A 19,282-nucleotide genomic window follows, 5' to 3' on the forward strand; every position below is an offset into this window, starting at 1 on the left:
CTTAATATCGGTTTTTAAAGAAATATATTTGGCAGAGACTATTTCAGTCTCTGCCATTTTTGTGGTTTGAAACCAGCTAAGTCTGAAGTCTAATATAAAAATTAAGCTCTAGCACAATTATGAAATCCTTGGAAAAAAGTAATATGAAACCAAGATAGAACATATACCTTACAGGGGTATCACGAAATTTTGCGTGATACTCCGCAAAGTGTGCGGTTTTTACCAATTCAAATTCAGTACAATGTGAGGGGAGATAACAAGTAGCACATTTTGGAAGTGAAATACATGACTTTTGTTCAGAATGTATCAAAAGTCTATTCATTGGAATCGGGAGATTAAGTTGCGTTAAAGAATAACAACGTTCGCATCCGGAAAGGTTAATTCGTTGCGATTATGGGTCCGAGCGGGGGCGGGATAGAGCACCTTGCTGCAACTACTAGGAGGGCTTGATTTGCCGAAGCCTGGCAAGATTTTGATTGATGGCGGATGGTAGTGTGTATAAAATTACGAGGAGGAAAAAAATGAAGAAGTTATTCTTACGTTTAGCTGTTTATGTATTAATTTTTATTATGTTTTTTGGGGGGATCTGGTTCTATGGCTTTAATCGTCATCAAAAAGATTTTTACTCAAACGTCCGCCATGAGCCAGTTCCTTCGCTACAAGGAGTGAAAGTCCCTGAGTATGACCCCAATAAACCTACTGTGGCAGTTGTGATGGCCGATTCATCAATACCAACTGAAGATTTCGATTTTCTCATTCCATACACACTGTTTTCTATGACGGATGCCTACAATGTATACGCCGTTGCACCGGACAAAAACGTGAAGTCCTTATCAGGCGGACTGGATGTAATACCACATTACTCTTATAAAGAACTGAATAACCTATTAAATAAAAGTCCAGATATTATTGTGGTCCCTTATATGCCCGGAGTAAATGAACAGAAATATCAACCAACTCGCGAATGGATTCAACAACATTCCAGCAGTAAAACCACCACTTTTTTCAGCATTTGTGGTGGGTCAAAGAATCTTGCCGATGCAGGTTTATTAAAAGGGAAGTCAGCCACCTCACACTGGCAATTCCTACCCATATTAATGAAGCAATATCCTGATACACATTGGAAAGAGGATGTGAGGTATGTTCACGAAGGAAATACCTTAACTTCAGCCGGTCAAAGCGCAGGTATCGATGCAGTACTTCACCTAATATCTCAGAAACTAGGAGAACCCGTGGCTGCAAAAATATCTAAGGAAATTAGTTATCCTTCTTATCACTTCGTTCAAAATCCAAAGGTGGACCACCCTTTTTACGTGGATATAAAACTTGCAACATATTGGCTAAATCTTGGATTCCATTGGAATAAGAAACAAATGGGGGTACTTCTGTATAAAGATATGGATGAAATAGCTTTATCTTCTATATTTGATTCTTATGGAGACACCGGAACGACACAAGTCTTCACCGTTTCTAGTTCGGATACACCAATTACTACGAAACATCATCTTAATATACTGGCTAGGCATCAAATATCTAATGCTCCAAAATTAGACAAAATGATCATACCAGGTGGCGACGCAAAGTCACTAACGGCAACAGATGTAAAACTTTGGGGTGAAAAGGGTAATGCTAAAGAGACCCTCTTTATTCATAGTGATTCACCAAACAGATATGTATTCGAAGCGCCATTGGAAGACTTAGCTAAACAAGAAGACCTTTTAACTGCCAAGCACGCTGTAAAACGATTTGAATATCGTGCAAATGGTATCCATCTTGAAGGCAAACCGCTTCCGCTTGGAACATACAGCGATATGATTTTAACCGGTTTACTGGCTCTTTTGGTAGCTTTCTATATAGACAGACGATTCATTATGAAGAAGAGAACTCCCAAAGTAATTAATACCTCAATGGAATTTCCTAAGCGCTAGAGTCAAGAGAAAAACATAAACCTGAAAATAACGCTATTGATATGGCAACTTTTATGGGCATAGAACTTTTGACTGAAGAACAATATCGAGCGTTGCAGAAACTTGAAAATTTTGATATGAAAACGTTGAGTTGGGTGCAAACACCCACTGATATTAGAGAACTCGGCGGTGCACTTTTTTGCGATCGTCGCTTCGGTCACGTCTTCGTGTATCACAATGGAGCAGAATCCTACTATGCTGCCAGGGGTTTTCGTGGCTCGCTAATGGTCTAAATTTTGCACAGACAGCTAAATTTGAATTTGAGAACGGATCACCTAGGGAAAAGTTTTAATTTCATTCTTCAACTATCGGGCGCGATTATGAAACAAAAAGTAAAAGGGATGATACATATTAGTCATGTATAATATGTATCACCCCTTATTTTTTATGACTTTTTACGATTTAAGTCTTGAAAATTTTTATAACAACTTTATTATTTGTGTACAGCCCGCCCAATCGAATCGGGCTCTTACAGCTGTTAATGCGGGATAAAAAAAGAATCCTTCCTTATGACAGGAAGGATTCTTTTTTGCTATTTGTTTGCTCGCTTCTTTTGTGCCGGTCGTTGTCTCAGAAATTGTGACAGCATAAACAAAATATAGAGCGGAATAGCAATGAATAGAAAAATTGAAATATTACCAAAGCTCGTTTTATACATCGTATAAATAATCCCAATTAAAAAGAGTGTTACGATAATACTATATTTTGGAATGGGTACATCTTTCATGCTTGGAATACGAATACGACTAACCATAAGAAATGCAAATGCCACGAATACTGTAATAAGTACTATTTTTGGAATCACATGTGAAAATAACGTTAAGAAGGCAACGATACCGCCTGCAGCTGTAATTGGTACACCAGTAAAGTATTTCATTGATGTTGATGATGGTGTGACATTGAAGCGAGCTAATCTGTATGCTCCAAATAGAGGGAAAAGTCCTGCTATGTATAATCCGATAATACCGTAATTAGAGAAGGATGTGTAATACATCAATACAGCGGGTGCAGCACCAAATGTAACTACGTCTGCTAATGAATCAAGTTCTTTTCCGAGTTGTGAATCGACACGAAGTAAGCGTGCGATTCTTCCATCAAGGCTATCTAGCATCATTCCGATTAAAACTAAAATTGCCGCTGATTTGTAGTATCCTAATGAAGCGTAGCCGATGGATAGAAATCCACTATATAAATTTCCGAGCGTAAATAAGTTTGGAATGGCTGCTCTGTACAAAATCTGATCCCTTGCTTTCTTTTATAGATTCTTGATTAGTTTATGGAAGTTTATCCTTTTTATCATAACATAAATTTCCTGTGCTAGTATGAAAAAATTCTTCGTTTTGAGAAAGATTTCATTGGATTTTCATTTGTTGTAAAACCGGAAGTATTAATCAAGGAAATCCATTATGTTGTTGGAATGAATAAAGTATATAATACAACCTGCTTTTTGGAGAAATAAAGGACATATTACGTTAAAAATAAACCTCGAATTGTCATAATTCGAGGTTAGTTCGTTATTCTGTATCAATAGGAAGTAAAACCTACAACCACATCAATATTTAGAGAAAACAAAGAAGCTAGGTGGAGGATGGAAAACCCCTATCTGATTAAAATTTCACCTTATTCAAATTTCGTTATCATCGTACCAGTCTTATATTTATTATGCGGGTCAAATCGTAACAAATCACCGTAAATGAGTTTATCAGAGTAATTCAATTCTGTTTTTGCCTTTTCGATATATGGTTGACAAATGTTAATATCAGTTGGCTCACCAGTTTTTTTGTTATAGCATACATTTTTTGTATACATATAATCATTTGTTACGAAACTACCGTCACGCATAACCACAAGTGGTTCATCGTTTGTTTCAAATAAATCTGTGCCAAATTCAATAGAGTTGTTTGTTTTCACACCGAGTAAATGAAGAAGCGTCGGTTTTACATCAATTTGTCCAGAAACTTTTGAAATGATTTTTCCTTTCTGACCAGGAATATGTATGATGAGCGGTACCCTTTGCAACTGCATCATATCAAAAGGAGTAAGTGTTTCTTTTCCAACAAATTGTGCCATAGCAGCATTATGATTTTCAGAAATACCATAATGATCTCCGTAGATCATGATAATAGAATTGTCGTATAAGCCTTCTTTTTTTAATTGTTCAATAAAATGTTTCAGTGCTTCATCTGTATAACGTACAGTTGGAAAATAACGATTTACAACGTCGCTTTCTGAATTGTATTCATCAATGGATTGATCCTCCGGTTGTAGCAAAAAAGGAAAATGATTTGTTAATGTAATGAATTTCGTATAGAACGGCTGTGGTAAAGATTTTAATTTTGAAATAGATTGTTCAAAGAATTCTTTATCTTTTAATCCCCAACCAACAGACATTTGTTCTGTACCTGTATAGTCTTGTAAATTAAAATAACGATCATATCCGAGTGCAGGATACATCAAATCACGATTCCAAAATGTTTTATCATTTGAATGAAATACAGCAGAGTAATATCCATATTTTTTGAGTTGCTCTGGTGTGGCTGTATATTCATTATTAGCATGTGTAAAGAAAACAGAGCCACGATCAAGCGGGTATAAGGAGTTTTCAATAATAAACTCGGCATCCGATGTTTTCCCTTGTCCAGTTTGATGATAAAAGTTATCGAAATAATAGCTGTCTTTAATGAAGTCATTTAAAAATGGTGTAATTTCTTTTCCATTTATTTTTTGATTGATGACAAAACTTTGTGTGGACTCCATTGAAATTAAAATAACATTTTTACCTTTTGCCACGCCGAACAACTCTTTGTTTTTTTGTCTATCCTTTGTTTTTACGTAGTTATCAATTTCAGAAAAGCTATCTCCGCTTGCAAAAACACGCTGAGCAGAAGATTTCGATTGCAGTGCAATATCATAAACATGATAAGTATACAAACCAAGATTTTTCACAACCGTTTGGCGATCAAATGAATGTGAAAAAAGTTGTGGTTTATAAATAACTGAAACAACCATTTGCAAAGCTAATGCTGCTGTTACACCACTAAAAAACGTTCGTTTCTCTTGCCGAGATAGAGGAGTAGTATCACAAAAATTAGGGAATTTACGAGATAAAATGGCTAAAATAATTACATCAGCAAATAAAAGAAGTGTTTTATATGTAAATAGTTCTTTAATACTTGTCCCTAAATCAGCCATATTATTTGTTTGAAATAATACAGGGAATGTTACAAAATCATCGTAAAATCCGTAAAACATAGCATTGCCAAATAAAATAAAGGATAGCACGATACTAATACTGATAATGATTCGGTTTCGATGTTTTGTTGCTAATAAAGCGAAACCGAAAAATAATAATAATGAAGCTAATGGATTAAAGAACAACATAATTTGTTCGAAAGCGTTATCAATTTTCATATCAAAAGCTAATTTGTATACAATATATGTTTTAATCCACAATAAGACGACAGCCACGAGAGCAAATCGTACTTTTGGAAACAAACGTTGTATCATAACGGGCTCCTCCTACTACCTACAAGTAACCGCCTCTTTTATGTATATGACAGGCTACATATTTATATGTTTTTTACTATGTGTACTATTATATAAAAACATAGCGGAATTGTGGATGATTTTCTAACAATTGGATAGAAAAAGAAGAGAAGGATAAAATAAAGACATTGATTGATAGATGGAGGAGTACTATGAAGAAAATATGTTGTTTTATATTAAGTTGTTTCATTTTACTTGGAAATCCAGCTTCTTTCTCTGCTGAGCATGAGCCATTATTACTAGAAGATGCACTTTATTCCGTGCTGTTTCCGAGAATAAATGAAGCAATTCAAAAACATTATGGAAAACAAAAGCCGTATGAGTGCCCTAAAATTGTTAGTATGAAAAAAATGTACAGCGGTACATATTTGTTTCGGACATCTATCGAAATGATTAAATATGAGCCAGGAACAGGTGGGAGAAAGCTTCCGCCATTTGAAAAAGTAACGATTACATTTGAAAATGATAGTGGTGAATGGACTGTGAAAAATATAGATGTAAAGCGCTTACCAGATGATACGAAAATTAATTGCCGTAAACCGATTTGAAAAAAGTGTTTGACAAATAAATTAATCATTTGATATTGTTAATAGCAACAAAAAGATGCTTGAAAATTAAATAGACTTACCTCATCTACACTCGAAGGTAGAGGCCGCGGTAATCAAAAGTAAACTATGGGAAATAAAGTGGTATTCATGATCATAGGTTGAAAGGGGTTATCGCCGAAATATATGAATCACCACTTCATTCATATATTGGGACTGCATTGAATAAATGTAGTACTGTCATAAGTATTTTGCTTATGGAGAGCTATTAGGAGATGTTTGATGCGGTTTCTTATTTGAGAAAATAACAATACGTTTATTTTTTCGGCATAAATTCTTCTAATAAGAAACGCGTGTGAACATTGTTCCGCGCGTTTTTTGTTTATCTAAATTAGGAATAATAGTAATAAATAAGAAATGTAATAGAGGGTTTTGCGAAAACAAGGGAGGAATTCACATGTATTTACACGGCACAAGCCGCATTAATGAGCAAGGACACTTAGAAATTGGAGGATGCGATGCTACTGAACTTACAAGAGCATATGGGACACCACTTTATGTTTACGATGAAGCAGCAATTCGTGAGAAATGTCGTGCATTTCATCGTGCTTTTAGAGAAAGTGGGTTCTCTTATCAAGTAGCATATGCAAGCAAAGCGTTCTTGTGCATGGAAATGTGCAGGTTAGCTGCCGAAGAAAATATGTCGCTAGATGTTGTGTCTAGCGGAGAGCTATATACGGCGATGCAAGCGGGATTTCCAGCAGAGCGCATCCATTTTCATGGTAATAATAAAACAGAAGAAGAAATAAGAATGGCATTAGAAGCTAATATTGGCTGCTTTGTTGTAGATAATTTTTTTGAACTAGAGGTATTGCATGATTTAGCGAAAGAATACGGGCAAGTTGTGAATATCTTGCTGCGTGTGACGCCGGGAGTAGAAGCGCATACACATGAATATATTACAACAGGTCAAGATGATTCTAAGTTTGGTTTCGGTATTTCAACAGGGCATGCATCACAAGCGGTAAAAAGTGCATTAGAAAAATCAAACTATCGTGTATTAGGAATTCATTCTCATATCGGATCGCAAATTTTTGAGACGGCAGGGTTTATTCGTGCAATTGAAGTGCTTCGCAACTTCTTGGAAACAGTGAGAAAAGAAATGAACTATGTAGCCCCAGTATTAAATGTAGGAGGCGGTTTTGGAATTCGCTATACGGAAGGGGACACACCTCTTGCTCTTGGTGAATATGTGAAAGCTGTGACAGCTGCGGTACGTGAGCAGTTTACAGTATGCGAATACCCCCTTCCAGAAATTTGGGTAGAACCAGGCCGTAGTATTGTTGGAGATGCAGGAACAACGCTGTATACAGTTGGAGCGATTAAAGATATTCCAGGTATCCGTAAATATGTATCGGTTGATGGAGGTATGACAGATAATCTTCGTCCAGCACTTTATGGAGCTCGTTATGAAGCATTGCTAGCAAATCGTGCGAATGAATCTGCCGAAGAGGTTGTTTCAATTGCGGGAAAATGTTGTGAAAGTGGGGATATGCTCATTTGGGATGTAGAGCTTCCAAAAGTTGTTTCTTGTGATCTCTTAGCTATTTCTTGTACAGGGGCATATGGTTATTCGATGGCAAATAATTATAACCGTATTCGTCGTCCAGCAGTTGTGTTTGCAAAAAACGGAAAATCACAAGTTGTTGTAGAGAGAGAATCGTATGAAAATATTATTGAGAACGATCGCATACGTGTGAAGGAACTTGTATAAATACGTCCTCGTTTAGTTGAAGTGGGAGTTGTTTAGGTGAACAGCTCCTTCTTTGTCAAAAAAAATAAAATTTATCGGAAAACTAGGATTGAAAAAAATCAGAATTGTGATAAAATACAAATATAATTCTTATCAAGAGTGGCGGAGGGAACTGGCCCGAAGAAGCCCGGCAACCTACTTTATAGGAGTAAGGTGCTACTTCCAGCAAAATGGCATCCATTTTGGAAGATAAGGTAGATACGTTACCGGAACAGTCTTTTCGAAATGGGAAAGATTTTTTTTATGAAAAAAAGGGGGGCTGTTCGTGGGAGTACGCGGACAATTTGAAGAAGTAGCAAGTAAGATTCAATCTATGCTTGCTGATATGAAATATGGTTCTATTACAATTGTTGTGCAAGATGGCAAAGTGATTCAGCTTGAAAAAAGTGAAAAAGTACGCTTAAAATAAGCACGCTGACTAGAAAAACTAGAGGCGGTCTTAATCTATTTCTATAGGTTAAGGTCGCCTTTTTGTATGGGCGTCGTGAAGGGAGAAAACGATGTTAACGTATGAAACTTGGCAAGATAATTTTGTTTCATTTCAGGAAGACGACGAAACGAAAGGCGCTTTGGCAGCAGTACGCTGGGCGTATGAACATTATGAGGACGATATTGTTTATGCATGCAGCTTTGGGATAGAAGGAATGGTTTTATTGCACGTAATTAACCAAGTAAATCCATCTGCAAAGGTTGTATTTTTAGATACAAATGTTCATTTTCAAGAAACATATGATTTGATCAAAAAAGTTCGAGAACGATTTCCTAAGTTGAATATTATTGAAAAGCAGCCGGCACTTACACTTGAGGAACAAGCAAAAGAGCATGGTGATCAATTATGGAAACATAATCCAAATCTTTGTTGTCAATTAAGGAAAATTAAGCCGTTAGAAGAAGCGCTAACAGGTAGGAAAGCATGGATATCAGGTTTAAGAAGAGAACAGTCTGAAACGCGAAAACATACGCAGTTTGTCAATCGAGATCATCGCTTTCAATCTGTTAAAATTTGTCCGCTTATTCATTGGACTTGGAAAGAAGTATGGCGCTATGTATACAAGCATAATTTGCCGTACAACCCACTCCATGATATTGGGTATCCGAGCATCGGATGTGAAACATGTACCGTGCAGGTACAAGAGGGTGGAGATTCGAGAGATGGGCGCTGGGCCGGGAATTTGAAAACAGAATGTGGTCTTCATTATCAATGAAGACTACTATTCGTTAATACTTGATAAAGAAGGAGAAAAAGAAAATGAGTGATACAAAAATATTAGTCAATCGAATTGATGAAACATATGAAACAGCACATATTGTAAAAGAAATTGAGTTAGATGGAATTGCATTAAGTGATTTAGAACTCATTGCGATCGGTGGATATAGTCCACTTACTGGCTTTTTAGGAAAGAATGATTATGTATCAGTAGTAGAAACAATGCGATTAGCAGATGGAGATGTATGGAGCATTCCAATTACATTACCTATAACAGAAGAAAAAGCGAAGGAATTAAAAGTGGGGGAAGAAGTTCGACTTGTAAAAGAAGGTGTAACTTACGGCGTGATTCAAGTTCAAGAGATTTATGCGCCTGATAAAGAAAAGGAGGCGTTGCTTGTCTATAAAACGGTAGAAGAAGCACATCCGGGTGTTAAAAAATTATACGATCGTCCGGATATATACGTGGGAGGACCAATTACGCTTGTGAAACGGATTGGAAAAGAAAAATTTGCCGCTTATCATTTAGATCCAAATGAAACGCGAGCAGAGTTTGCACGGCGTGATTGGAAAACAATCGTTGGTTTTCAAACAAGAAATCCAGTTCATCGCGCACATGAATATATTCAAAAAGCGGCGCTTGAAATTGTTGACGGCCTGTTTTTAAACCCGCTTGTTGGAGAAACGAAGTCAGATGATATTCCAGCTGATGTTCGAATGGAAAGTTACGAAGTACTTCTAGAAAACTACTATCCAAAAGATCGTGTCTTTTTAGCAGTATTTCCAGCAGCGATGCGATATGCTGGGCCGCGTGAAGCAATTTTCCATGCACTTGTAAGAAGAAACTTTGGGTGTACGCATTTTATTGTTGGCCGTGATCACGCTGGTGTTGGAAATTATTATGGTACGTATGAAGCGCAGGAAATTTTTACGAACTTTACAATAGAAGAATTAGGAATTACACCCCTCTTTTTTGAACATAGTTTTTATTGTGCGAAATGTGAGGGAATGGCATCAACGAAAACATGTCCGCACGGAAAAGAAGATCATGTCATTTTATCAGGTACAAAGGTAAGAGAGCTCTTGCGAAATGGAGAACTGCCACCAAGTACATTTAGCCGTAAAGAAGTCGTAGAAGTCTTAATTCGTGGTTTGCAAAAAGAAGTTGTGACAAAGTAAGGGGAGAAAAAGATGGGAACAAATATTACTTGGCATACAGCATCTGTTTCAAAGGAAGAACGCCGAAAGCAAAACAAAAATCATAGCTTTGTTCTTTGGTTTACAGGATTGTCGGCTTCTGGTAAATCAACGGTGGCAAATGTAGTAGCTCGCAAGTTATTTGATAAGAAAATTAGTAATTATGTGTTAGACGGAGATAATATCCGTCACGGTTTAAATAAAGATTTAGGATTTTCGGAAGGTGATCGCACAGAAAATATTCGCCGCATCGGTGAAGTAGCGAAATTATTTGTTGATAATGGAACAATTGTATTAACAGCGTTTATTTCACCGTTTCGTGAAGATCGTCAGCAAGTGCGTGACATATTAGAACAAGGTGAGTTTGTTGAAGTGTTCGTAAAGTGTCCGATTGAAGAGTGTGAAAAGCGTGATCCGAAAGGACTTTATAAAAAAGCAAGAAGCGGGGAGATTAAGCAGTTTACGGGAATTGATTCTCCTTATGAAGAGCCCATTCAAGCTGAAGTTATTGTGGAAACGCATCGCTATTCTATTGAACAATGTGCAGATCAAATTATTGCTTATTTGCAAGAACGAAGCTTTATCTAGGAGGAGATACATGATGAGTTATGAAAAAGCATGGGCAAACAATGAAAAGCTAAATGCAACTGAAAAAAAGAAATTGGAAAAAGACGGTTTAGAAGTTTTTAAAGATATTCCGTATTATGCTGAGCATGGATTTTCGTCTATTCCGAAAGAAGAATGGGATTCTTTTAAGTGGGCAGGTTTATATTTGCAGCGCCCAAAAGAGGCGGGATATTTCATGATGCGTGTAAATATACCATCTGGAATTATAACAAACGAACAGGTGGAAACTCTTGCTTCTATCGCTGAAGATTACGGCCGTGATGTGCTTGATATTACAACGCGTCAAGCTATTCAGTTTCATTGGCTGCAAATTGAGCAAATTCCAGATATTCTGCAGCGGCTAGAGAAAGTAGGGTTATCCACAGCCGGTGCATGCGGTGATATTACACGTAATATTACAGGGAATCCACTTGCTGGAATTGATGAAAATGAATTGTTTGATACACAAGTAATTGTACAGGAAGTATATGAATATTTTCAGCATAATGAAGAGTTTTCAAATTTACCTCGCAAATTTAAAATGTCGATTAGTTCGAATGTGTACAATTCAGCAAATGCTGAGATTAACTGCGTAGCATTTACACCTGCAACGAAAGAAATTAACGGAGAAACAGTCATTGGTTTTCATCTAAAAGTAGGTGGCGGTTTATCAGCACGTCCATATTTAGCAGAAGAACTAGATGTATTTATTTTACCGGAGCAAGTGAAAGATGTAGCAATTGCCGTCGCAACCATTTTCCGTGATTTTGGATATCGTGAAAAGCGTCATCTTGCTCGTCTAAAATTTCTTGTTGCAGATTGGGGACCAGAAAAATTTAGAGAACAGTTATTACAATACACAGGAACTTTACATGATAGAGGAGAAAGTGCCCTAAAGGGTTGGAATGCTGGTTATTTTTACGGTGTTCATAAGCAAAAGCAAGATGATTTATACTATGTTGGTTTTAATGTACCAGTTGGTCGCCTGCATGCAGAAGAAATGTATGAGATTGCTAGAATTGCAAAACAGTATGGAAACGGTGAAATTCGTACATGTAATTCGCAAAACTTTATTATTCCGAATGTACCGAAAGAAAATATTGATGTCCTATTGCAAGAACCGTTATTGGAAGCAATCTCTGCAAAACCAAAGTCATTTATCGGCTATGCAGTTTCTTGCACAGGTATTGAATACTGTAACTTGGCATTAGTGGAAACAAAAGAAAGATTACGCAATATTGCGGATTATTTAGATACACAGCTTGTATTAGATGTACCAGTTCGTATTCATATGATCGGTTGTCCAAATTCTTGCGGACAAAGACAAATTGCTGATATTGGGTTGCAAGGTGTCAAAATGAAAACGAAAGAAAAAGGAATTGTTGAAGCTTTTGAAATTTATGTAGGTGGAACGTTACTAGACGGCGGTACTTATAATGAAAAGCTAAAAGGGAAAATTGATGGTGAAGATTTGCCGCATGTTCTCGTTGCGTTTTTAACATATTTTAAAGAAAATAAACTTCCTAGTGAAACATTTTATGAGTTTGTTGGTCGTATTGGAATAACGGATTTACAAGAAGCATTAAATACGATTTTAGAAGAAGTGATTGCATCTTAGGAGGGGAACAATATGGACTTATATCGTTTTGAAGCTGTTTTAGCAAATGGCGTTGTTCCTGTAGTCGTTGTTGCACAAAGTGAAGAGCAAGCATTTCGTCTCGTTGAAATAGAACTTGAAAAATATTTTTTACCTTTACCGGAAGTGAAAGAGATTTCTTTATATGAAAAAAAGAAAATTCGAAAGGGTGCAGCCTTTGTTTTGCATGAACAGGAAACGACTTAATACAATGCTAACAGGCAGTAAGATGAAGATTTGTAGACTTCCATTAGATGGGGATGAAGCCCCCCTCACTGATGGAAGTTTCACTTTATTATTTGGTTGATGTTAAGCATGTCATAAAGAAAAAATGCTCATAAAATCCTGATCGGTCCGGTTAATGGGATGTGGGGGAAAAATCCATTTATAGAAGGTTCACATTATAAAAGAAATGGGGAGAAAGTATGGGAAAGGTGTACATTGTTGGTGCAGGACCTGGGGATCCAGATTTAATTTCTGTTAAAGGAGTAAAATGTATTCAACGAGCAGATGTCATTTTATATGATCGTCTTGTGAATAAAGAGTTACTTTCTTATGCAAAGCCAGAAGCGGATTTAATTTACTGCGGGAAACTTCCGAACTATCACACAATGAAGCAAGAAACGATTCATGCTTTTCTAGTGAAATATGCAAAGAAAGGAAAGATTGTGACGCGTCTAAAAGGCGGAGATCCTTTTGTGTTTGGAAGAGGTGGAGAAGAAGCGGAAGCATTGGTGAAACATGGTATTCCATTTGAAGTTGTTCCAGGCATTACAGCTGGTATTGCAGCTTCTGCGTATGCAGGAATCCCTGTTACACACCGAGACGCTAGTACAAGTTTTGCGGTTGTAACAGGGCACCGGAAAGAAGGTGCAGAGGAAGAAGTGAAGTGGGAAAACTTAGCGAAAGGTGTGGATACGCTTGCTGTTTATATGGGGGTAAGCAACCTTTCTTATATATGTGAACAGCTTTTAAAATATGGAAAAAGTGAACATACACCAGTGGCGATGATCGAGTGGGGGACAACAGTATCTCAGCGTACAATTACAGGAACATTAGGAAGTATTGTATCTGTAGCAGAAAATGAGCAAATTCAAAATCCAAGTATGATTGTAATTGGTGAAGTTGTACGCTTCCGTGAGAAAATTCATTGGTTTGAACAAACGCTTGAACATTCATATCCACTCAGCGGAGTACTTTAATTATGAAAGCAGTATTATATATTTGTCATGGCAGTCGTTTGCAGGAAGCACGTGAAGAAGCGGCTGCTTTTGTTACATCGTGTATGGAACGTGTATCGGCTCCTATTCAACAAATATGTTTTTTAGAATTAGCACCACCTTCTATCGCTGAGGGGATTACAACTTGTGTGCAAAAAGGGGCAACTGAAATTGTGATTGTCCCTGTCTTTTTATTGGCGGCGGTTCATGTGAAAAAAGATATTCCTGAGGAGTTAGAACGGTTACAAAATCAGTATCCTCATGTGTCATTTTTATATGGAAATCCGTTTGGCGTTTCTCGTGAACTTGTTACGGCAGTTCTAAATGGTAGCGGAATGAAAGCGATTGGCAAACGAGTTACCCTTTTACTTGTAGCAAGAGGGAGTAGTGATGAAGAAACGTTAAGAGATGTAAGGGACATTGCGTCATTATTTGAAACGGCAGATGAAGTAGCAAAGGTCGAAGTATGTTATTTAGCAGCGGCCAAGCCACAATTTGAAGAGAAGTTACATGAACTTGTCCAAACAACGAACGCCCCTATTGTTATCCTTCCGTATCTTTTGTTCACAGGATTGTTAATGAAGAGAATTGAAAAAGCGGTTCGGAAAAACAACCATTCTCACATTGTATTATGTCCGTATTTAAGCAAAAACCAGGCTTTTCAAGACATGCTAATAAAATGTACAGAAGAAATGATAAGGGGGAGTGTATATGTACCCATTAACAGTGCGAATCAAGAATAAACGTGTTGTTTTCATTGGCGGTGGACGAGTCGCAGCATTTAAGATTGCACCTTTATTGCAAGAAGAAGCCAGTATTATTGTAATTAGTAGAAAACTTGATAAAAGTTTAGTTCAGCTTGTAGAAGAAGAAAAAATTCGCTGGTTTCAAAAAGAATATGAAGCAAGTGATCTTGCAGATGCATTTTTAGTCGTTGCTGCAACGAGTGATGCACTATTAAATGAGAGAATTGCAAATGACGCAGCGCCAAATCAACTTGTAAATGTAATTACAAATCCTGAGAGTGGTAATGTTCATTTTCCGGCAGCTATTCATCGTGGGAAATTAAATATTGCTGTATCTACTGGGGGGGCAAGCCCAAAGCTTGCAAAAAAAGTTCGTGATGAAATTGCAGGGAAATATGATGATAGTTATGAGGAATATGTGAATTTCTTATATGAAGTACGTATGAAAGTGAAGCAGTTACAAGTAGATAAGAAGACGCAGAATGCTGTGTTACAGGAAGTACTTAAGTCTGTTTATGTACAAAATGCACAGCAACGAGAAAAATTTTTCTATTCGTTAGATGAAAAGCTAGTATTTTGATAGTTTGTAACATTTCCCTCTTTTGAATAAAATAAAGAATGCATTACTGAAAAGGGGGAGAAGAGATATGAAAATCAGAAATTCAGTAAAAGCATTAATTGTACGGGATGATCATTTTTTGGCAATTAAAAAGCGTGACCAATATGGGGAATATTATACACTGGCTGGCGGTGGTCAAGAACCGGGTGAAACATTTACGGAAACGGTAAAACGAGAGTGTATAGAGGAGATCGGTGCGGAAGTTAAACCAAATGAGTTATTGTTTATTAGAGAATATATAGGTAAAAATCATGAATATGCCGTGTTTGATTTTGATATTCATCAAATTGAATATATGTTCTCATGTACACTTCTTAGTGAACCGAATGTAGAACGAGCAACAGAGTTAGATACAAATCAAATTGGAATAGAGTGGTTGCCGCTACGTAACATTACACAGTATCGCCTCTATCCGCAAATACTACGTGTGCGATTGCAACAACATTTTATTCATCGTGAAAAGACGGAAGTATATTTAGGAGATGTAAATTAATTTGTCCTTTACAAATACAGAAATCTCCTCTATAATCACAGTTGACTTCAATACATGAAATCAATGAGCAAGAAGAGTACGTATATTTGAAGCGTTCAGAGAGCTGGGAAAAGGTGTGAGCCCGGTACGATAAAATATACAGAATGGGCTTGCGAGAGGTATGTTGAATTGATAGTAGGCAACCCGGGTTCCGCCGTTACAAGGATAAGGTATCGGAAGCATTCCTGTACCTGAAAAGTGGGATAATTTATCCAATTGAGGTGGTACCACGGTATTATATTACATATATCGTCCTCTACATGCATCATAGCGTGTAGGGGACTTTTTTATTTTCTAAAGGAGGTGGGCGAGTATGAACTGAAAGCATATGAATGAAAAAAATGGAAATATTCAGATCAGGAGAAGTGAAAATGAAAGAAACACAGCAATGGACGTCGAAAATTGGTTTTATACTCGCAGCAGCCGGGGCAGCAGTTGGACTTGGGGCAATTTGGAAGTTTCCGTATGTTGCCGGAAATAGTGGAGGAGGAGCCTTTTTCCTTGTCTTTTTATTCATGACAGTTTTTATCGGTCTGCCGCTTTTAGTGGCGGAATTTGTGATCGGTCGCAGTACGCAAAAAGAAGCAGTGACAGCATATAAAGTATTAGTACCAAATAATAAATTATATCCATGGATCGGCCGCATGGGGGTTGTGACATGTTTTTGTGTTTTAGCATTTTATAGCGTTGTAGGGGGCTGGATTTTACTTTATTTGTTTTATAGTGTAACAGGTGGATTATGGGGGAATGCCGTTGATTACGCAAAATTGTTTGGAGAAACAATCTCAAATCCAGTAAGTGCGATTGGAGCACAATTTATTTTTATGCTTTGCACAATTTTTATAGTAAGTAAAGGTGTAGAAAAAGGAATTGAAAAAGCAAGTAAGTATATGATGCCGCTATTATTTGTTCTGTTTCTTGCAATTATTGTTCGTTCTCTTACACTGGACGGAGCATGGGAAGGGGTTAAATTTTTCTTAAAACCAGATTTCTCGAAATTAACAGCAAAAACAATTTTATATGCGATGGGGCAATCATTCTTTTCATTAACAGTTGGAGCTTCTGTTATGGTTACATACAGCTCCTATTTGAAAAAAGAAGAACATTTAGCAAAATCAGCAATATCGATTACAAGCTTAACAGTTTTTATTACTGTACTTGCAGGGTTAGCAATTTTTCCAGCGATTTTTGCGTTAGGTGTCAGTCCAACAGAAGGACCGGGATTACTATTTATCGTTCTTCCAGCTGTGTTTGGAAAAATTCCTTTCGGGCATTTTTTCTTTGTTTTATTCTTAATTTTGTTTTTCTTTGCAACGCTTACATCAGCAATTTCTATGCTCGAAATTGTTGTTGCTTCCGTGGCCAAAGAGGATGAAAAGAAGCGTCCATCAGCATCGCTCTTAATTGGATTACTTATTTTTGTAGTTGGAATTCCAGCGGCATTATCTTTTGGGATTATGAGCGATGTAAAGCTATTTGGAAAGACAGTTTTTGATCTATTAGATTTTTCGGTGAGTAACGTATTACTTCCACTTGGTGTGCTAGCAATTTCGCTCTTTGTACCAAATAAAATGAAGAAAGAGTTGATAATGCAAGAATTAGAAGTCAAAGAAACAAGAGGGAAACTATTATTTCATGTATGGTTTTTCTTGCTTCGTTACGTTATTCCGATTACGGTTCTTCTTGTCTTTTTAAACGTTATTGGTGTACTTTAGTTAATAAAAAACGGAGAATATTCTCCGTTTTTTATCCCGCTATTCGTGGGCAGTAAGACCCCACCGCAAGATTCAGAAAAAACAAAGAAGAGAGGTGGGGGATAACTGCTGGGATTCGCCCGATTGGTGAGAGCTTTCTATCAGTGAGAAAAGCGTCACTGATGGAAGTTTCACTTTATTATGATGTAGAAGTTTGTAATAGACGAGTATATGTTTTAAAAGCTACAACCGCTGCGATGAAGGAACCAATAAAAAAGATACCGGATCCAACTACTGAAAATATTCGGCCTATAAATGTCTCTTTGGCTTCTTGTAATACTGCAACTGCTTGTGATTCTTGATTCATGTGTAGACCTCCTCAAAAAAGCTTTTATGTTATTGTATGTGTAATGCCTAGAAGGTGTTAAAAATCATAAAATATATATAAGAAGTGCATGTGAAAGATGAGATTCACTTGTTTTCCATAAATAAAAAACTCGGCAATTGCCGAGTTTTTTATTTAATATAAGGAGCTGGATCTACAGCATTTGATTTTGCTTGATTCCACTCACCGATGTGTAGTTCGAAGTGCAAGTGTTGTCCTTGTGAATCACCTGTATTTCCCATAAAACCGAGTTGCTGGCCTTGTGTTACTTTTTGTCCAACTGAAACAGAGCGGCTACTCATATGAGCATAAACAGTTGTATATGTTTGACCGTTCATACGATGCGATAAGTATACAACATTTCCGTAGCTACTAGAGAAATCGGAGCGAATAACAACTCCATCGGCTGCAGCGACGATTGGTACGGTTCCAGGAGCTGCAATATCAAGTCCTTTATGACGATCACGTGATGGATCATTAAATCCAGAAGAAAATCTACCAGCTGCTGGTTTAATAAAACCGCCAGTATTTTTCGCTTGAGGTGCAGGTTGGCTTTGCGCTGAAGGAGCGGATTGCACTGAAGGAGCGGATTGCTGAGATCGTTTTTGTTCTTCAGCTTTTTTTGCTTCTTCAGCCTTTTTCGCTTCTTCAGCCTTTTTCGCTTCTTCTGCACGTTTTTCCTCTTCAACTGCATTTTGAACAGCTTGACGTTGGTTTTCTAAAATAGTCTTTGATTCTTCTAAACTTTCCATCTCAGAATCTATCTTTGAAGCTTTTTCGTGTAAATCGGTAATTAATGCTTGCTGTTGTTGCTGATTTGCTTGTAGTTCTTGCTGTTGTTTCTGTAATGTTTGTTCAGATTCCTTAAGTTGTGTTTCTTTTTTTTCAATCGCTTCTTTTTCTTTTTTAACAGTTTCTTGATCTTGAGTTTGCTGTTTTACGATATCTGTATCATTATTTAAAATTACACTTACAGAATACATATTTTCTATTAGTTCAGCGATATTGTTCGTGTTAATTAATACTTCTGTAATTAAATTTGTACGTGGTTGCTCTTGCATGGACTGTAATCTCTGCTTAATTACTTCTTGACGTGTATCGATTTTTTTCTGTAGTTCTTCAATATGTTTCTTTTTCTCATCAATACTGTTTTGTGTTTTTTCGATTTCAGCTTTTGTTGCGTTTAAATCTGCTTCATTTTTATTAATAGAAGCAGTTAATTCATCGATTTTTTTCTGTAAATCTTGTATTTCTTTTTCGATTTGTTCTTTTTCAGTTGATTTCGTATGTATTTCTTGTTGTTTACCTTCTAATTGTGATTGAATATTAGATAATTTATCTTGACTCGTCTCCGCATATACTGGTGAAAGCAATGGAGAAACGAAAATAGAGCCGGCTGTCAGTAAACTAAACGCTGTTATTTTTTTGTTCATCTGTCTATCCCCTTTCCCTATTCTATATAATCACAGGAAGGAGAAAAATGTCTATTGTTGTAATGATAATGTAAAAAAAATTTAAGTAATTGTTATTAAATGTCGAAAAACACAAGAAATCTTGTATAAATCGTTT

18 protein-coding genes, 2 pseudogenes, 2 riboswitches and 1 other annotated feature are annotated in these 19,282 nt (G+C 36.8%); of the genes and pseudogenes, 16 read left to right on the forward strand and 4 right to left on the reverse strand.

All coding sequences use genetic code 11. The features are described 5' to 3' along the window. Positions 1-285: 285 nt before the first annotated feature. From NKR74_RS23905 to NKR74_RS06965, 3 genes and pseudogenes are all read left to right on the forward strand, one after another. A pseudogene (locus NKR74_RS23905) lies at positions 286-484 on the forward strand (ATP-binding cassette domain-containing protein); the annotation flags it as partial. A 37-nt stretch (positions 485-521) separates the two neighbouring features. Further along, positions 522-1,928, forward strand: a complete 1,407-nt coding sequence (locus NKR74_RS06960) for a DJ-1/PfpI family protein (protein ID WP_253629072.1) — start codon at positions 522-524, stop codon at positions 1,926-1,928. Continuing rightward, positions 1,922-2,200 (forward strand): annotated as a pseudogene (locus NKR74_RS06965) (DUF4256 domain-containing protein); the annotation flags it as partial. The gene NKR74_RS06960 and the pseudogene NKR74_RS06965, both read left to right, overlap by 7 nt. Before the next feature lie 299 nt (positions 2,201-2,499). Here NKR74_RS06965 and pssA read toward each other — a convergent pair. Continuing rightward, positions 2,500-3,201, reverse strand: a complete 702-nt coding sequence (gene pssA / locus NKR74_RS06970) for a CDP-diacylglycerol--serine O-phosphatidyltransferase (RefSeq protein ID WP_253629073.1) — start codon at positions 3,199-3,201, stop codon at positions 2,500-2,502. 386 nt (positions 3,202-3,587) lie between these two features. Continuing rightward, on the reverse strand, positions 3,588-5,474 hold the full coding sequence (locus NKR74_RS06975; protein WP_253629074.1) for an LTA synthase family protein: 1,887 nt from the start codon (positions 5,472-5,474) through the stop codon (positions 3,588-3,590). A gap of 191 nt (positions 5,475-5,665) precedes the next feature. Between NKR74_RS06975 and NKR74_RS06980 the strand changes: the two genes are divergently transcribed. The 13 genes from NKR74_RS06980 (at position 5,666) to NKR74_RS07040 (ending at position 17,349) form a co-directional block, all read left to right on the forward strand. Then, entirely contained in the window at positions 5,666-6,061 is a 396-nt protein-coding gene (locus tag NKR74_RS06980; RefSeq protein WP_098309496.1) for a DUF3888 domain-containing protein, read from the forward strand. A 90-nt stretch (positions 6,062-6,151) separates the two neighbouring features. Then, positions 6,152-6,334, forward strand: a riboswitch (Lysine riboswitch). Positions 6,335-6,515: 181 nt separating this feature from the next. After that, the gene (gene lysA / locus NKR74_RS06985) at positions 6,516-7,832 is read left to right on the forward strand and encodes a diaminopimelate decarboxylase (RefSeq protein WP_253629075.1); all 1,317 of its coding nucleotides are present in this window, start codon (positions 6,516-6,518) and stop codon (positions 7,830-7,832) included. Between the two features lie 126 nt (positions 7,833-7,958). Continuing rightward, positions 7,959-8,067: riboswitch (SAM riboswitch) on the forward strand. Between the two features lie 69 nt (positions 8,068-8,136). Then, the gene (locus NKR74_RS06990; protein WP_098309583.1) at positions 8,137-8,280 is read left to right on the forward strand and encodes a YezD family protein; all 144 of its coding nucleotides are present in this window, start codon (positions 8,137-8,139) and stop codon (positions 8,278-8,280) included. Between the two features lie 91 nt (positions 8,281-8,371). After that, positions 8,372-9,076, forward strand: coding sequence for a phosphoadenylyl-sulfate reductase (locus NKR74_RS06995; RefSeq protein WP_253629076.1), 705 nt, complete (start codon positions 8,372-8,374; stop codon positions 9,074-9,076). Positions 9,077-9,120: 44 nt separating this feature from the next. Further along, positions 9,121-10,257, forward strand: coding sequence for a sulfate adenylyltransferase (gene sat / locus NKR74_RS07000; protein WP_253629077.1), 1,137 nt, complete (start codon positions 9,121-9,123; stop codon positions 10,255-10,257). A 12-nt stretch (positions 10,258-10,269) separates the two neighbouring features. After that, positions 10,270-10,863, forward strand: a complete 594-nt coding sequence (gene cysC / locus NKR74_RS07005; RefSeq protein WP_253629078.1) for an adenylyl-sulfate kinase — start codon at positions 10,270-10,272, stop codon at positions 10,861-10,863. A 13-nt stretch (positions 10,864-10,876) separates the two neighbouring features. Beyond that, positions 10,877-12,499: a nitrite/sulfite reductase gene (locus NKR74_RS07010; protein WP_253631098.1), complete on the forward strand. Its 1,623-nt coding sequence runs from the start codon at positions 10,877-10,879 to the stop codon at positions 12,497-12,499. A 12-nt stretch (positions 12,500-12,511) separates the two neighbouring features. Further along, a complete protein-coding gene (locus NKR74_RS07015; protein WP_098309491.1) occupies positions 12,512-12,724 on the forward strand; it encodes a DUF3906 family protein in 213 nt (70 codons plus the stop codon). 218 nt (positions 12,725-12,942) lie between these two features. Then, a complete protein-coding gene (cobA, locus tag NKR74_RS07020) occupies positions 12,943-13,719 on the forward strand; it encodes a uroporphyrinogen-III C-methyltransferase (protein WP_098309490.1) in 777 nt (258 codons plus the stop codon). Between the two features lie 2 nt (positions 13,720-13,721). Continuing rightward, positions 13,722-14,480, forward strand: a complete 759-nt coding sequence (locus NKR74_RS07025; protein ID WP_253629079.1) for a sirohydrochlorin chelatase — start codon at positions 13,722-13,724, stop codon at positions 14,478-14,480. Continuing rightward, the gene (locus NKR74_RS07030) at positions 14,449-15,063 is read left to right on the forward strand and encodes an NAD(P)-binding protein (RefSeq protein ID WP_253629080.1); all 615 of its coding nucleotides are present in this window, start codon (positions 14,449-14,451) and stop codon (positions 15,061-15,063) included. The genes NKR74_RS07025 and NKR74_RS07030 overlap by 32 nt, the downstream gene beginning before the upstream one ends. Positions 15,064-15,130: 67 nt before the next feature. Then, on the forward strand, positions 15,131-15,595 hold the full coding sequence (locus NKR74_RS07035) for an NUDIX domain-containing protein (RefSeq protein WP_098309487.1): 465 nt from the start codon (positions 15,131-15,133) through the stop codon (positions 15,593-15,595). Between the two features lie 54 nt (positions 15,596-15,649). Continuing rightward, positions 15,650-15,894: a binding site (T-box leader), on the forward strand. Positions 15,895-16,005: 111 nt separating this feature from the next. Beyond that, positions 16,006-17,349 carry a sodium-dependent transporter gene (locus tag NKR74_RS07040; RefSeq protein WP_253629081.1) on the forward strand — a complete coding sequence of 448 codons (1,344 nt, stop codon included), beginning with the start codon at positions 16,006-16,008 and terminating at the stop codon, positions 17,347-17,349. A gap of 178 nt (positions 17,350-17,527) precedes the next feature. On the opposite strand, the gene NKR74_RS07045 is transcribed toward NKR74_RS07040, so the two are convergent. Both NKR74_RS07045 and NKR74_RS07050 read right to left on the reverse strand, forming a co-directional pair. Then, a complete protein-coding gene (locus NKR74_RS07045; protein WP_176524617.1) occupies positions 17,528-17,695 on the reverse strand; it encodes a hypothetical protein in 168 nt (55 codons plus the stop codon). A 149-nt stretch (positions 17,696-17,844) separates the two neighbouring features. Beyond that, the gene (locus NKR74_RS07050; RefSeq protein ID WP_253629082.1) at positions 17,845-19,146 is read right to left on the reverse strand and encodes a murein hydrolase activator EnvC family protein; all 1,302 of its coding nucleotides are present in this window, start codon (positions 19,144-19,146) and stop codon (positions 17,845-17,847) included. Positions 19,147-19,282: the final 136 nt, after the last annotated feature.

Source organism: Bacillus sp. 3103sda1 (assembly GCF_024159135.1).
In the GTDB taxonomy this organism is placed as follows: domain Bacteria; phylum Bacillota; class Bacilli; order Bacillales; family Bacillaceae_G; genus Bacillus_A; species Bacillus_A rhizoplanae.

Coding starts and splice junctions, on each gene's coding strand:
- NKR74_RS06960 (WP_253629072.1), top strand. CDS start 522: ATGAAGAAGTTATTCTTACGTTTAGCTGTTTATGTATTAATTTTTATT.
- NKR74_RS06975 (WP_253629074.1), bottom strand. CDS start 5,474: ATGATACAACGTTTGTTTCCAAAAGTACGATTTGCTCTCGTGGCTGTC.
- NKR74_RS06980 (WP_098309496.1), top strand. CDS start 5,666: ATGAAGAAAATATGTTGTTTTATATTAAGTTGTTTCATTTTACTTGGA.
- lysA (WP_253629075.1), top strand. CDS start 6,516: ATGTATTTACACGGCACAAGCCGCATTAATGAGCAAGGACACTTAGAA.
- NKR74_RS06995 (WP_253629076.1), top strand. CDS start 8,372: ATGTTAACGTATGAAACTTGGCAAGATAATTTTGTTTCATTTCAGGAA.
- sat (WP_253629077.1), top strand. CDS start 9,121: ATGAGTGATACAAAAATATTAGTCAATCGAATTGATGAAACATATGAA.
- cysC (WP_253629078.1), top strand. CDS start 10,270: ATGGGAACAAATATTACTTGGCATACAGCATCTGTTTCAAAGGAAGAA.
- NKR74_RS07010 (WP_253631098.1), top strand. CDS start 10,877: ATGAGTTATGAAAAAGCATGGGCAAACAATGAAAAGCTAAATGCAACT.
- NKR74_RS07015 (WP_098309491.1), top strand. CDS start 12,512: ATGGACTTATATCGTTTTGAAGCTGTTTTAGCAAATGGCGTTGTTCCT.
- cobA (WP_098309490.1), top strand. CDS start 12,943: ATGGGAAAGGTGTACATTGTTGGTGCAGGACCTGGGGATCCAGATTTA.
- NKR74_RS07025 (WP_253629079.1), top strand. CDS start 13,722: ATGAAAGCAGTATTATATATTTGTCATGGCAGTCGTTTGCAGGAAGCA.
- NKR74_RS07030 (WP_253629080.1), top strand. CDS start 14,449: ATGTACCCATTAACAGTGCGAATCAAGAATAAACGTGTTGTTTTCATT.
- NKR74_RS07035 (WP_098309487.1), top strand. CDS start 15,131: ATGAAAATCAGAAATTCAGTAAAAGCATTAATTGTACGGGATGATCAT.
- NKR74_RS07040 (WP_253629081.1), top strand. CDS start 16,006: ATGAAAGAAACACAGCAATGGACGTCGAAAATTGGTTTTATACTCGCA.
- NKR74_RS07045 (WP_176524617.1), bottom strand. CDS start 17,695: ATGAATCAAGAATCACAAGCAGTTGCAGTATTACAAGAAGCCAAAGAG.
- NKR74_RS07050 (WP_253629082.1), bottom strand. CDS start 19,146: ATGAACAAAAAAATAACAGCGTTTAGTTTACTGACAGCCGGCTCTATT.